The organism is Micromonospora sp. NBC_01699 (assembly GCF_036250065.1).
GTDB lineage: Bacteria > Actinomycetota > Actinomycetes > Mycobacteriales > Micromonosporaceae > Micromonospora_G.
The window spans coordinates 5,598,806-5,613,089 of the sequence record NZ_CP109199.1 but is presented as its reverse complement, the minus strand read 5'-3'; the positions used below and the strand labels follow the sequence as shown (position 1 = coordinate 5,613,089).

11 protein-coding genes and 2 pseudogenes are annotated in these 14,284 nt (G+C 67.3%); 12 read left to right on the top strand and 1 reads right to left on the bottom strand.

The genetic code is table 11. The features are described from left to right. The first annotated feature begins 7 nt into the window (after nt 1-7). From OG792_RS22605 to OG792_RS22575, 8 genes and pseudogenes are all read left to right on the top strand, one after another. On the top strand, nt 8-265 hold the full coding sequence (locus OG792_RS22605) for an acyl carrier protein (protein WP_329101999.1): 258 nt from the start codon (nt 8-10) through the stop codon (nt 263-265). Further along, entirely contained in the window at nt 262-1,482 is a 1,221-nt protein-coding gene (locus OG792_RS22600; RefSeq protein WP_329101997.1) for a beta-ketoacyl-[acyl-carrier-protein] synthase family protein, read from the top strand. Before OG792_RS22605 ends, OG792_RS22600 begins: the two co-directional genes overlap by 4 nt. 45 nt (nt 1,483-1,527) lie before the next feature. Beyond that, on the top strand, nt 1,528-1,821 hold the full coding sequence (locus tag OG792_RS22595) for a GNAT family N-acetyltransferase (RefSeq protein WP_329101995.1): 294 nt from the start codon (nt 1,528-1,530) through the stop codon (nt 1,819-1,821). 564 nt (nt 1,822-2,385) lie between these two features. Then, nucleotides 2,386-3,432 (top strand): annotated as a pseudogene (locus OG792_RS22590) (endo-1,4-beta-xylanase); the annotation flags it as partial. A 268-nt stretch (nt 3,433-3,700) separates the two neighbouring features. Continuing rightward, a pseudogene (locus OG792_RS22585) lies at nt 3,701-4,612 on the top strand (cellulose binding domain-containing protein); the annotation flags it as partial. 139 nt (nt 4,613-4,751) lie between these two features. Continuing rightward, nucleotides 4,752-5,045 carry a transposase gene (locus OG792_RS34780; RefSeq protein ID WP_442932283.1) on the top strand — a complete coding sequence of 98 codons (294 nt, stop codon included), beginning with the start codon at nt 4,752-4,754 and terminating at the stop codon, nt 5,043-5,045. A gap of 688 nt (nt 5,046-5,733) precedes the next feature. After that, complete coding sequence (locus OG792_RS22580; protein WP_329101993.1) at nt 5,734-7,263, top strand: non-reducing end alpha-L-arabinofuranosidase family hydrolase; 1,530 nt, start codon at nt 5,734-5,736, stop codon at nt 7,261-7,263. A 291-nt stretch (nt 7,264-7,554) separates the two neighbouring features. Next, nucleotides 7,555-8,934: an RICIN domain-containing protein gene (locus OG792_RS22575; RefSeq protein WP_329101991.1), complete on the top strand. Its 1,380-nt coding sequence runs from the start codon at nt 7,555-7,557 to the stop codon at nt 8,932-8,934. Nucleotides 8,935-9,055: 121 nt separating this feature from the next. Here OG792_RS22575 and OG792_RS22570 read toward each other — a convergent pair whose 3' ends face one another. After that, nucleotides 9,056-9,802, bottom strand: a complete 747-nt coding sequence (locus tag OG792_RS22570; protein ID WP_329101989.1) for a FadR/GntR family transcriptional regulator — start codon at nt 9,800-9,802, stop codon at nt 9,056-9,058. A 171-nt stretch (nt 9,803-9,973) separates the two neighbouring features. On the opposite strand from OG792_RS22570, the gene OG792_RS22565 reads away from it, so the two are divergent. The 4 genes from OG792_RS22565 to OG792_RS22550 all read left to right on the top strand — a co-directional run bounded on the left by OG792_RS22565 (nt 9,974) and on the right by OG792_RS22550 (nt 14,276). Then, on the top strand, nt 9,974-11,239 hold the full coding sequence (locus tag OG792_RS22565; RefSeq protein ID WP_329101987.1) for an ABC transporter substrate-binding protein: 1,266 nt from the start codon (nt 9,974-9,976) through the stop codon (nt 11,237-11,239). 124 nt (nt 11,240-11,363) lie between these two features. Beyond that, nucleotides 11,364-12,224, top strand: a complete 861-nt coding sequence (locus OG792_RS22560) for a carbohydrate ABC transporter permease (protein WP_329101985.1) — start codon at nt 11,364-11,366, stop codon at nt 12,222-12,224. Next, nucleotides 12,224-13,051: a carbohydrate ABC transporter permease gene (locus OG792_RS22555; RefSeq protein ID WP_329101983.1), complete on the top strand. Its 828-nt coding sequence runs from the start codon at nt 12,224-12,226 to the stop codon at nt 13,049-13,051. The genes OG792_RS22560 and OG792_RS22555 overlap by 1 nt, the downstream gene beginning before the upstream one ends. 1 nt (nt 13,052) lies before the next feature. Beyond that, nucleotides 13,053-14,276 (top strand): mandelate racemase/muconate lactonizing enzyme family protein, encoded by a 1,224-nt coding sequence (locus OG792_RS22550; protein WP_329101981.1) that lies wholly within the window; start codon nt 13,053-13,055, stop codon nt 14,274-14,276. Nucleotides 14,277-14,284 lie beyond the last annotated feature (8 nt).

Here is a 14,284-nt window from a genome sequence, read left to right as displayed (position 1 = left end):
AGGTCCCATGCCCGGCCGACTCACCGAGGAGGCGTTTCTGGCCCAGTTCGCCGCGTCCGTGCTGGAGGTCACCGACCAGCCCCTGCCGGAGGACTTCTCGCTCGACGACCGCTTCGCGCATCTCGAGCTTGATTCCATGTCACGTCTGGAGGTCATCGCCTGCCTTGAGGACCGCTTGCAGGTCGTCATCGACGACACGACGCTGAGCCGTACGGTCACGGGCCGGGACCTGTACGAGGCGGTCGCCGAACGTGTCGCCGCATGACCGACGTGATGGTGACCGGGCTCGGCGCGACCACACCGCTGGGCGGCGACAGCCACGAGCACTGGAAAGGCCTGCTGGACGGACGACGGGCGGTGACGGCCCTCCCGTACGACTGGGCACAGCATCTGACGACGCGGATCGCGGCCGAGCTCCACACAGATCCCGCGACCCACTTCGAGGCCCGTGACATCCGTCGCTACGACCGGGTCGAAATGGCCGCACTGATCGCGGCACGCGAGGCGTGGACGGACGCCGGGCTGGACCACGATCCCGTACCGTCCGATCGCTTGGCTGTCTGCGTCGGCACCGGCATGGGCGGCCTTACCAGCATGCTGGAACAGTCGCAGTTCCTGGAAGCCGGCGGACGGCGCCGGGCCTCGCCCTACGCCATCACGCGGACCATGGCGAGTGGACCGGCTGCGTGCGTCGGCGTCGAGCTGCGGGCGCAGGCCGGCGTGCACTCGGTCGCCAGCGCGTGCGCCACCGGCGCCGAAGCCATCGCCCTCGGCGCGGACCTGATCCGCCTGGGCCGCGCCGACGTCGTCGTCGCCGGCGGCGCCGAAGCCGTCATCACCGGTCTGGCCATATCCGGCTTCAGCGCGCTGCGCGCCCTCTCCACGCGGAACGACGACCCCCAAGGGGCATCACGCCCATGGGACGCGGGCCGGGACGGATTCGTTCTCGGTGAGGGCGCCGCGGTGGTCGTGCTCGAACGGGCCTCGCGCGCCACCGCCCGTGGCGCTCGGGCCTGGGCCAGGCTGTCCGGCGTCGGGATCACGTCGGACGGCTACGACCTGGTACAGCCACGCCCCGACGGCGCCGGCGTCGCAGCCGCGATCACGATGGCCATGAGGGACGCACGGGTCTCCGCGGCCGAGATCACCCACGTGAACGCGCACGCGACCGGCACCCCGGTGGGCGACATGATCGAAGTCGCCGCGCTACGCCGCACCGTCGGCGACCACCCGGTTTTGACCGCCAACAAGTCGGCACACGGCCACCTGCTTGGCGCGGCCGGCGCGGTCGAGGCAGTCGCCACCATCCGTGCGCTTCACGCGGGGCACGTGCCGCCCACCTGCAATCTCGACGTACCCGACCCGGCCCTCGACCTGGACGTCGTAACCGGAGATCCCCGCCGCCTCGAGATGCCCGCCGCATTGAAGACCGCGTTCGGCTTCGGCGGCCAAAACGTGGCTCTGATCTTCACGCAGGTGTAGACCGGGCGCTCCCCAGGCACCGGCGACCGGGGGTGCCGGGCAGCGGTGGCGACTTTCCGGTTGATAATGCGAGTCCCACTCGCGTGGCTGGTCGGGCAACAGCTCCCGCAGGTCGAACTCGGAAAGGTCCTCGAACTCGCAGTACATCCAATCGCCCGTCGCGATGGTCTCGGTCGGCGGCTACTCAACGCGCTCATCGACGACCGCCCGGCGTGGCTGCTGACCGTTCCGACGGTCGCCGGGACGACGGCCTTCTATGACGCTGCCGGGCGGTGGAGGCAGGGGACCGGCCAGGGCATCACGCTCTACACGAACGTGCCGATCGCGGTGAACCACTGATCACCTGACCGAGCGCGGTGGGCCGGTCAGCGTGGCGGCCCGCCGCCGTTGGTCAACCAGGGCCGTGAAGCAGTGCCCCGCAGAGGACGGCGCACGGGTCCGCGCCAAGGGTGAGTGGGCAGGGGGCCGCATCGGCGCGGATGAGAAGGTCTCCGACGGCGGCGATCATGGCGCTGTTGTCGGTGCAGAGCCGCGGCGATGGCGATCTTTCGCCCGGAGAACGAGAACCGGTAGGGGCCGGGTCGCGTGGTCCGGTCATCGGGCTTGTTGCAAGATAATGGCAACAGCCATACTCAGGCAGCTTGTGAGAGGACGTACCCATGGCCGTGTACACCGCCCGGTCGACGGACCGGGCGAGGATCGCGGATGAGTCGATGCACATTCCGAAACTGAGCACCACGCTGCGGGATTAGGGAAAACCTCCGTGAGGCTGGTGAAAGGATCCGTGCGGGCAGCAGGTCAGGCGGTCGCGCAGGCGCGCAGCATCTCGGCCGCCCGCTGGGTGGCGTAGGCGTGGCCGGTGGTGGCTGGTGCTCGATGACGATTCCGTAGGCATCGCCGTCCAGCCATGCCACCCAGGTCGCGACCCAATTCCGGGGTAAGATCTACGCCTGGGACGTGGTGAACGAGGCGTTCGCCGACGGGGGCAGCGGCGGGCGACGTGACTCGAATCTGCAGCGTACCGGCAACGACTGGATCGAGGCGGCGTTCCGCGCCGCGCGGGCGGCCGACCCGGGTGCGAAGTTGTGTTACAACGACTACAACACCGACGGGATCAACGCGAAGTCGACCGGCATCTACAACATGGTTCGGGACTTCAAGTCCCGTGGCGTGCCGATCGACTGCGTGGGTTTCCAGTCGCACCTGGGCACCTCGCTGGCCGGGGACTATCAGGCGAATCTGCAGCGTTTCGCTGACCTGGGCGTCGACGTGCAGATTACCGAGCTGGACGTGATGACCGGCGGCAACCAGGCCAACATCTTCGGCTCGGTCACCCGTGCCTGCCTGGCTGTCTCGCGCTGTACCGGCATCACGGTGTGGGGCGTGCGCGACAGCGACTCCTGGCGCGGCACCGACAACGCCCTGCTTTTCGATCGGTCGGGTAACAAGAAGGCGGCGTACACCTCCGTCCTCGACGCCCTCAACGCCGGCTCCACGCCCCCGCCGGGTTCCCTGGTGGACGCGAGCGCCTGGTATGTGTTGCTGAATCGGAACAGTGGCAAGGCGTTGGACGTGTACAACCAGGCGACCACTGACGGTGCGCGGATCACGCAGTGGGCCCGGAACGACGGGGTGAACCAGCAGTGGCAGTTCGTGGACTCAGGTGGTGGTTACTACCGGCTGAAGTCCCGGCACTCCGGCAAGGTGCTGGACGTCTACAACTTCTCCACCGCGGACTCTGCGGCGATCGTCCAATGGAGCGACGGTAACGGTACGAACCAGCAGTTCCGGCTCGCCGAATCCGCCGATGGTTACGTGCGATTGATCAACCGCAACAGCGGCAAGGCCGTCGAGGTGCAGGCCGCGTCTACCGCTGATGGGGGGAACATCGTTCAGTACACGGACTGGGGTGGCAACAACCAACAGTGGCAACTGGTCCGCATCGGATAACGACCGGACCATAATCCTCAGCCTCCGCCGGTTGCAGGTCCCGTACCAGGGATCGAACCCGGCTCCGGCAGCGGATACATCCGCTGAGCCGGCACTCCGGTGGCGCGGACGGCATCCGTCCGCGCCACCGGTGGTGCTGCTGACATAGCCCACGGTGGGGGATGCTCCTGCGGCAAGTCGTTGTAGCTGGGGCGTTGGTGACGGTCACCTGGTTGCCCTGTTGGCTGTGGGTGCCGTTCCATGCCTGGGACTCCGTCTGCCCGCTGCCGGCTGGGCCAACACCAACGGTCGGGACCTGACCCTCTTCGACGACATCTCCCGGCAGATCGAGAACGACCTCTGCGTCGACACGACCCGGCGTTTCGCCCTGGGCTGGAGCTACGGCGGGGCCATGAGCTACGCGGTTGCGTGCGCCCGGCCCACCGTCATCCGCGCGGTCACCGTCCTGTCCGGCGCCAACCTCAGCGGATGTAACGGTGGCAGCCAACCCGTCGCCTACTTCGGCATCCACGGCACCTACGACAGCGTGCTGAATATCTCCCAGGGTCGGTCGCTGCGCGACACGTTCGTCAGGAACAACGGCTGTACCGCGCAGAACCCGCGCGAGCCAAGCCGAGGCAGCCTCACCCACATCACCACCACCTATTCTGGCTGCCGAGCCGGTTACCCGGTGCAGTGGGCCGCGTTCGACGGAGACCACACCCCCAGCCCGGTCGACGGATCCTCCAGCCCCAACGACGCCAGGACCTGGACCTCGGGGGAGATCTGGAGACTCTTCACTCAGTTCCCGTCCGACACACCCCCCATGACGACACCCCCGACGACGACCCCGCCAACCACGACCCCGCCAACCACCCCGCCGCCGACCGGTGACCCGGGCAGCTGCGCCGCCACCTACAGCTCGGTCAACAGCTGGCCCGGTGGCTTCCAGGGCGAGGTCACCGTCTCCAGTAACACCGCCACCACAGTCAACGGCTGGACCGTACGCCTGACCCTGGCCAGTGGTCAGACCATCAGCAGCCTCTGGAGTGGCACCCACACGGGCACCACCGGCAACGTCACCGTCCAAAACGCCCCCTACAACGGCACACTGGGCCCGAACGCCTCGACCACCTTCGGGTTTACCGCGACTGGCAACGGCAACCTCCCGCCCAGCAACATCACCTGCACCAGCCCCTGAACGTGCTGGAACCAGGGCCCGGAGCCACTTGGCTCCGGGCCGTAGGGCAGCGGACCGGGGCGAAGCCCCGGGCTTTCGCACCCAGCTTCGCCGCCACGACCGTCCCCTCTCCGACGTGCCGACACTGTCCGCGTAGCCCGTGAGCCGGGCCCAACTTCTGCCCACTCACAACAGCCCTTGCAACGACGCGGTCGGTCCGCGCCGTGTCGTGGACGAGAGGGAGGCTTGGCGTCAGCGAATTTCTCCACCGGGCCGATCGGTTGTGTTCGTCGACGCCCCGGTGATCAAGATTCGGCAGGGCCTGGTCGCGCACCGGCCCGTGTACGTCGTGGACGGGAATCAGCCTCGACGGGAACGCGACGTGCTCGGAATGTGGGCCGGCGCTGGCCGGCAAGGTGTCAGCAGTGGGTGGCCACCCCACCGAGCTGCGTAGTCGGGGCGTGCAGGGCGTCTCAGGGTCTACCCGGACGGCGTGAAGGGCATGACCGACGCGATCGAGCAGGTGTGGCTCCACGCGATGCACCAGCAGCCGTCGTGCAGCTGCTCCGGGCGTCCCTGCCCAGGCGAACCGCGCATCCTGCTCGGCTAACGAAAAACTGTCTGTCACCACTGTGAATCAGCGCTGTTTGGACTCGCAGGTCCCAAGGTGGCGACGCCTACGTCCGTCCGCCGGTGGGCAACGGCGCTGCGGCTCCGGGGCCTGACCGACGGTTCACAGAACAGGACCAGGTCGACCGATTTATACGCAAACATCTATCTTCTCGCCAACATGCCACTTTCTTGGGTGCGCTGTCCCAATCCGTGTCGGTGGGTGGGTGGCGCCCGCGGGGGATCGGTGGGACACGCGGTTGCGCCGGGGGCGGTGCGCCACCGGCCGATAGACCCATGACGTTACGACTTGACGAACGGCATGTTATCGCTCACAGTCGATGGCTAAGGACGACGACGCCTGTGGCTTACCGGGCAAGCCTGCTTCGTCGCACCCTGGATCAGGCATGCGCCAAGGGCAGGCATGCGGAGCTCTTGTTAACGCTGACATTTCTGGCGCATGCATCCCGGCCCGTGCCGCGGGTGCTCACCTTCGGGTGGACCGTTCGGCCCTTGGTCATTGAAGGAGGATCATGTCTGCATTTGGTAGGTCTCCATCGATCGCGCCGCCGTCGCGGCGGCGTGGGTGGTTGCCGCGGATTGTCGCCGCTGGCGTCACGGCGGTGGTGGTCGGTGTCGCTGCCGCTGCGGTGGTGTCGACGCCGGCGGCCGCGGCGACGGTCGACACGAGCGCGTGGTACGTGTTGATCAATCGCAACAGTGGCAAGGCGCTGGACGTGTACAACCTGGCCACGAACGACGGTGCGCGGATCACCCAGTGGGCCCGAAACAACGGCAACCAGCAGCAGTGGCAGTTCGTCGACTCCGGCGGCGGCTACTACCGCTTGAAGTCGCGGCTGTCCGGCAAGGTGCTGGACGTCTACAACTGGTCGACCGCCAACAGTGCCAGCATCGTGCAGTGGACCGACGCCAACGGGTCCAACCAGCAGTTCCGGCTGGCAGACTCGGCCGGCGGCTACGTCCGGTTGATCAACCGAAACAGCAACAAGGTCGTGGAGGTGCAGGGCGCCTCGACCGCCGACGGCGGGAACATCGTGCAGTACGACGACTGGAACGGCAACAACCAGCAGTGGCAACTCGTCCGTGTGGAGGGCGGGAGCGACCCCACCACGCCTCCGACTACGCCACCCGGCACGTGCGCTCTTCCCTCGACGTACCGCTGGACATCGACGGGATCGCTGGCGAACCCGAGGTCGGGGTGGGTTTCGCTCAAGGACTTCACCACCGTCCCCTACAACGGCAGGCACCTCGTCTACGCGACGACACACGACACGGGAACGTCGTGGGGATCGATGAACTTCGGTCTTCTCACGAATTGGTCCGACATGGCGTCGGCCAGTCAGAACGCGATGTCATCTTCCACCGTTGCGCCCACGCTTTTCTACTTCGCCCCGAGAAACATCTGGGTGCTTGCCTACCAGTGGGGTGGGACCGCATTCTCGTACCGGACGTCGAGCGATCCCACCAACGCGAACGGGTGGTCATCGCAGCAGGTGCTCTTCTCCGGAAGCATCTCCGACTCCGGCACGGGTCCCATCGACCAAGCGCTCATCGGTGACAGCACGAACATGTATCTGTTCTTCGCCGGGGACAACGGCAGGATCTACCGGGCCAGTATGCCCATCGGGAACTTCCCGGGCAGCTTTGGTACGACCTCGACGGTGGTCATGAGCGACACGACGAACAATTTGTTCGAAGCCGTTCAGGTCTACAAGATCCAGGGCCAGAACCAATACCTCATGATCGTCGAGGCAATCGGCTCCCAGGGTCGCTACTTCCGCTCGTTCACTGCCACCAGCCTGGGTGGCTCGTGGACACCGCAGGCCGCGACCGAGAGCAATCCCTTCGCCGGCAAGGCCAACAGCGGCGCCACCTGGACCAACGACATCAGTCACGGCGAGCTGATTCGCACCAACGCCGATCAGACCATGACCATCAATCCCTGCAATCTGCAGTTTCTCTACCAGGGGCGTTCCCCCAGCTCTGGTGGCGACTACGGCCTCCTGCCCTACCGCCCGGGTCTGCTGACACTGCAGCGCTAATGGCAGGACGCAGGTCCGGCCCGGGTGTTCCTGACGTCGCGGGCAACGGCGTACGCCGAATCGGGTGACCGCTCACGGCTCGCGATCAGGATCGAGTGGGACTGGCTGGGGCGGGCTCGGCCTAAGGCCGAGCCCGCCCGGACCACCAAAGGGAATTACATTTGCGCCGATCACTTGGTATACGACGATGTGAGCGCTAACTTCTCGCTCGCCACCACCAGACGCCGGCACACATGTCAGGGCACGCGCGTGCGTTCTGCCCGTGGGTGACCCCGATCAAAGGAGTAGATCATGAAGGTCATCGGTGAGGCTCGTCCCGCCTCTCTTAGACGTCGCTGGCGGTCAGGGTTGGCCGTGGCGGCGGCCGCGGTCATGGCGGCCGGCACGTTCGTCGCGGTGGACGTGGCGCCCGCAGCGGCGGCAACCGTGGACACCAGCGCCTGGTACGTCCTGGTGAACCGGAACAGCGGCAAGGCGTTGGATCTGTACGGTTCAGCCACCAACGACGGGGCGCGGATCAGCCAGTGGACGCGGACCAACGGTGCGAACCAGCAGTGGCAGTTCGTGGACTCGGGTGGCGGTTACTACCGGCTGAAGTCACGGCACTCGGGCAAGGTCCTCGACGTGCCGAACTGGTCGACCGCCGATGGCGGTGCGATCGTCCAGTGGTCCGACCTCAACGGGACGAACCAGCAGTTCCGGTTGGCCGACTCGGACGGCGGTCACGTTCGGTTGATCAGCCGGCACAGCGGCAAGGTCGTGGAGGTGCAGGGCGCCTCGACGGCCGACGGCGGGAACATCGTGCAGTACTCCGACTGGAACGGTGCCAACCAGCAGTGGCAGCTCGTCCGCACCGACGTCGGCAACCCTCCGTCGGATGGCGCCGGGTGCGGCAAGGCGCCGACGCTTTCCAGCGGCACGCACACGATTCAGAGCAACGGCAAGAGCCGCTCCTTCATCCTGCGGGTGCCCGCCAACTACAACAACAACAACCCCTACCGGCTGATCTTCGCTTTCCACTGGCGGGGTGGCACGATGCAGGAGATCTCCTCGGGTGGCACCAGTGGGACCGCCTGGTCCTACTACGGACAGCAGGAGCAGTCGAACAACAGTGCGATCCTGGTCGCGCCACAGGGCTTCGGCAACGGCTGGGGCAATGCCGGCGGTGAGGACGTCACCTTCGTCGACGACATGATCAGGCGAATCGAGAGCGACCTCTGTGTCAACCCGAGGCAGCGATTCGCGCTCGGCTTCAGCTGGGGTGGCGGCATGAGCTACGCCCTCGCCTGTGCGCGGGCCGACGTCTTCCGGGGCGTCGCGGTCATCGCCGGCGCGCAGATCAGCGGGTGCAGCGGCGGTACGCAGCCCATCGCGTACTTCGGGTTGCACGGCATCTCGGACAACGTCCTGAACATCTCCCAGGGGCGGTCGCTACGCGACACGTTCGTCCGGAACAACGGTTGCGCCGCGCAGAACCCGCGCGAGCCGGGGGCGGGCAGCCGCGCGCACGTCACGACCAGCTACTTGGGGTGTAGGGCCGGCTATCCGGTGCAGTGGGCTGCCTTCGACAACGGTCACATGCCCGGCCCGGTGGACGGAACCTACGCCGAGAGTGGCATCACGACCTGGACCAAGGGTGAGATCTGGAGGTTCTTCGCGCAGTTCTCGTGACGCCGGTCGGCGCCGAAGTCGGGCGGCGGCGCCTACTCCCATTCCCCGGGAGTGGACGCCGCCGCCCGCCCGGCCGGCACCGTCCTGCCTTCGTCTGGTCGACGATCCGCCGTGCGCCCGGTCAGCGTTGCAGACGGGCTGGCTCGCCCGAACCGCTGCGCCGGACCAGCCATGCCTCGGTGATGTGGGTGAACATTGCCCGGGCGGCACCGTCCGGGTCGCGGGCGGCGATGCGTTCGTAGATGTGCCTGTGTCCGCGGTTGGACGCCACGCACAGGGAGCGTTCGGTCCGGCCCATGTAGCGGGCGGTGTTGATGACCTGGCTCTCCAGGGCCCGTACGACAGCGCGAGCGATACGGTTCCCGGACGCCTGCATGACCGTGTCATGGAAGGCCCGGTCGTGCTCGTGGTAGGTGATGTGGTCGTCGACGAGTTCGTCCATCCGGTCCACCTGGGCGAGCAGCCGGTCGAGGGTCTCCGGGTCGGCGAGTCGGGCGGCGACGTTCGCCATGTCGGACTCCAGCACCCGCCGGGTGACGACGAGGTCATCGAGGACGGCGAGGGTGTTGTCCTCCGCGATGGTGGCCGCGAGGACGAGTTCGTCGAGCATGTCCCAATTCGATGGCGGGGTGACCATGGTGCCGGCACCCTGGCGGACCTGTACCAGTCCCTTCTCCTGAAGGCTCTTCACCGCTTCCCGCACCACGGTCCGGCTCACGGAGAAGCTCTCGCACAGGACCGGCTCGGGGGGCAGGGACGTCCCGGACGGGTGCACCCCGTGGACGATGCGCTCCACCAGTTCTGCGGTGACCGCCTTGGCGAGGTTGGTCGGGCGCCGTGGCCAGGTCGGGGCCGCCGAAGCATTCAAGGCTGTCTCCTGCGATGGCGTCATATCCCCTCCGAATGGCTCGCCGCGGTACGACGTCCGGGGTCAGTGTACGACGGGAGTATTGACGTCACACGTCATACGAGTTACGTTCCGGTCAACGATGGCATGGCGGCGCGGTCGTCGGCCAACCCACTCTCAGAGGTGACAACGATGAAACAGCGAGCAATGTGGTCGGCCGTCCTCGTTGTGGGACTGGCGTTGGCCGGCTGCGGAAGTGCCAGCGATTCAGGCTCGTCCTCGGGCGGATCGGAGGGCAAGCTGGTGGTGTGGGACTGGAAGTCTGGTGAGGCCTTCGCCGCGTCCTATCTCCAACAGGCAAAGGCCGACTTCGCGAAGAAGCACCGGGATGTCAAGGTCGAGTTCGTCGCGCAGCCGTTCGACCAGTACTACACGCTGCTCGGTGCGGCGATCCAGTCCGGCAGGGGCCCGGACGTCATGCTCTTCAACGGCGGCGGCCAGATCCGCGACCGGGCGGACGCGCTGGTGCCGCTGGACGAGTACGTGGCCGACGACAAGCAGCGGCTGGCCGGCTGGGACGCGTTCACCAAGGACGGCAAGGTCTACGCCGGCCCGGTGACGCTGCAGGGGCACCCCATCTACTACAACAAGGCGCTCTACAAGCAGGCCGGCCTCGACCCGGCGAGCCCGGCCACGACCTGGAGCGAGTTCGTCGCCGACTGCGCCGCCATCGCCAGAGCCGGCGCCAAGTGCTTCGCCCTCGGCAACAAGGAGGGCGCCGGAATCCAGTTCTGGCTCTCGGGCCTGGCGTCGGGCATCCTCACCGCTGCGGAGTACGACGACTGGATCGCCGGGAAGCGCGACTGGAACTCGCCCAACGTCAAGCGGGTCTTCCAACTCTGGAAGGAGGCCGGCGAGGCGGGTATGAACAACGACGGGGCCAACTCGACCGCCATGTTCAACGACTCCTTCGCGCTTTTCCAGTCCGGCAAGGCCGCCCATGTCATCGGGCTGATGTCGGACGTGGGGCATTGGAAGGACTTCAACGAGTTCCTGACGGCCGACAACCTCGGCGTCATGGACGCTCCGGTCGTCACCGCCGGAACCACCCCGAGCCTTCCCTACGACGGCGGTATCGGCTACGGGGTCGCCAAGTGGACGAAGGACCCGAAGGTGGCCGCCGACCTTGTCCGCTCCCTGACCTCGACCGGTGCACTCAAGGCTTTCTACGCCGACGCCGGCGCGATCGCCGCCGACACCACGATCGACGTGTCGCGGGGCGGCCCGGCTGTCGCCACGATCGTCTCCGAGATCAAGGGCGGCAAGCCCGCCCTGCATGTGGCGCTGTCCTCGAAGACCCTGGACCTGATGGGGCGGCTCTCCCAGCAACTGCTCAGCGGCTCGACCACCGTCGACGAGGTGGTGAAGCAGCTGGCCGCTTCCGATCAGGCGGGCTGAACTCGTGCCGATCGGAAATGCACAGCCGTCGGTCCGCCCGGCTCAAGCCGGACGGGCCGACGGGGCGGCGGCCGGATCATCCGCTCGCCGGGGCGGAGCCCGTCTCAGGCATACCGGTGGTGGCGTGCGCGCCGAGCGCTTTGCCCCCTACCTCCTGGTCGCCCCGGCCATCCTGATAATCGTGGTGCTGCGCCTCTACCCGTTGCTCCTCGGAGTCAACTTCTCCTTCACCGGAGACGCAGAGCAGAACGGGCTGGCGGTCGGCTTCGACAACTATCGTGAGCTGTTCGCGGATCCGCTGTTCCGGACCGCGCTGGGCAACGTCGGGCTGCTGGTACTGCTGCTCCCGGTGGCGGTGGCGATCCCCGGGCTGCTCGCGACGTTCATCTACCTGCGGGTGCCCGGCCACAGGTTCTACCGCAGCGTCTACTTCTTTCCCGCGGTGCTCTCCCCGGTCATCGTCGGCGCTATCTTCAACCTCCTGCTCGCCTTCGACGGTCCCCTGAACGCCGTCCTCGGGTCGGTCAACGTCGGTCCGGTGGACTGGCTCGGGGACCCGGACATCGCGATGTTCATGGTGGTCGGCGTGCACATCTGGGCCACCTTCGGAATGGCCCTGGTGGTGTTCCTCGCCGGGTTCGCCACCTTGGATTCCGCGCTCCTGGACGCGGCCCGGGTGGACGGGGCCTCACTACCCCAGGTCGTCTGGCACGTGATCATCCCGAGCCTCGCACGCACCATTCAGTTCGTCCTCGTGACCACGATGATCGGGATGCTGACCTCCATGTTCGGACTGCTCTTCGTGATGACAAGCGGTGGCCCGGAGGGGTCGACGTACCTGCCGGAGTACTACATCTGGATCCAGCAGGGCCAGATGAACCGTCCGGCCCTCGCGTCGGCCGCGTCGACGATCCTCTTCGTCATCATGCTCGTCGTGGGGATGCTGCAGATCAAACTGCTCGAGCGAGCGGGGAGGGACAAGTGATGTCTCGCCTTCGTCTGGGCCGTTGGGCGGTGGCCATCCCGATGTCGCTGCTCGCGCTTGCGACGATCTACCCCCTGCTGTTCACCGTCAACGTCGCGATGAAGACGCGGCGTGACTACATCCTCGACCGGTTCTCCCTGACCGATGCCCTGCGTTGGGAGAACATCAGCACGGCGTGGAACAGCGTCGGCATGGGCCGCTACTTCGCCAATTCCCTGCTCGTGGTGACGTCGTCGGTGGTCCTGCTGCTGCTGCTCGGGTCGATGGCCGGCTTCGCCCTGAGCCAGCTGCGCTTCCGCGGTTCGTCGGTGCTGTTCCTGGGGTGCCTCGCGGGACTGTTCGTCCCGTTTCAGGTGATCATGGTGCCGCTCGCCCGGATCATGGCCGACACCGCGCTCATCGACACGTACCCTGGGCTGGTCCTCGTCTACGTGGCCCAGTTCCTGCCCTTCACCGTCTTCCTGATGACGAGCTACTACAGGGGCATCCCGTCGGACATCATCGACGCGGCCAGGCTCGACGGCAACAGCGTGTACGGCGTGTACCGCCGGATCATGCTGCCGCTGGGCACCCCGGCGCTGCTGTCGGTGGGCATCCTCAACGCCCTGTTCTGCTGGAACGACGTGCTCATGTCGCTGGTGATGATGCCCTCGGTCGAGCACCGGACGCTCATGGTCGGGGTGACCTCGTTGCGGGGGCAGTACTCCGACGACATCCCCACCTTCGCCTCAGGGGTGCTGATCGCCGCGGTACCCGTCCTTGCGGTCTACCTCTTCCTTCAGCGCCAGATCGCCGACGGCGTCGCCGCCGGTTCCACGAAGGGTTGACATGCGGATCACCGGATATCGGACACTCTCCACTGTCCAGGAATGGGGGCGGCCGGTCGGCGACGCCAACGGCGTCTTCGCCGACGGGGTGGTCCCGGTGTCGATCGTCATCGTCGAGACCGACGAGGGCATCTCCGGGACCGGCATCGGGCCGCACGTCGAGATCGAGCGGATTTTCGCGGCCATCGACGGCGAAGATCCCCGCGCGGTGACCACCCTCTACGACCGCATGCTGCGGCACACCTTCAAGGCGGGCCACGCGGGCTCGGTATTCGGTACCATCGGCGCGCTCGACACCGCCCTGTGGGACATCAAGGCACAGGCTGCCGGCGAGCCGCTGTGGCGGCTGCTGGGCGGACGCGACCGGCGGGTCCCCGCCTATGCGTCCGGCCTGGACATCGGGCTGACCGACGACGAACTCGTCTCGACCTACGAGGTCTACGCCCGGCATGGCCTGCGGGCCGCCAAGCTCAAGGGCGGCCTCGACATCGAGCGCGACCGGCACCGCCTCTGCCTGGTCAGGGAGGTCCTGACCGAGGCCGGGCACGGACCGCGGCCGGGCCTGATGCTCGACGTGAACGAGGCATGGACCCGCAAGCAGGCCGTCCGGCACGTCTGCGAACTCGAACGCACCCTGGACCTCATCTGGATCGAGGAGCCCGTCCGGCGCTGGGACGCAGAGGGCCTCGCCGCGGTCGGCCGTGGAGTTCGCGCATCGGTCGCGACCGGGGAAAACCTCACCGGGCTCGAACAGTACCGTCCGCTGATCGTCGCCGGCGCGGTCGACATCGTCCAGATGGCCGCTGTCTGGGGGGTCACCCACTTCCTGCGGGCATCCGCCCTGGCGCACGCCCACGACCTGCCGGTCAGCCCGATCGGCAACAGCCCGGTCGGGCTGCTGCACGCCGCGACCTCAGTGCCGAACCATCTGACCAGCGAGCTGCAGGACCTGGATCCACCGGTCGGCCTTTCCATCGACCTGCACGTCGAGGACGGCGCCTTCATCCTCGGTGACTCGCCCGGACTGGGCGTCCTGGTCGACGAGGACCGGATCCGGGCAGTCACCCGCCGCCCGGAGACGCAGACGGCCGAGGGCCCCAACGTCCGGCCGGAGCAGGCCGGACGAAGGCTGCTGGCCGGAGTCGACGGCATCGGCCCCGTACGGCACGTTCCCGTCCTGCCGCTGCTCTCCCGCAACGAGGTGTCGCCTACCGCGCACCACTGACCCGGCCA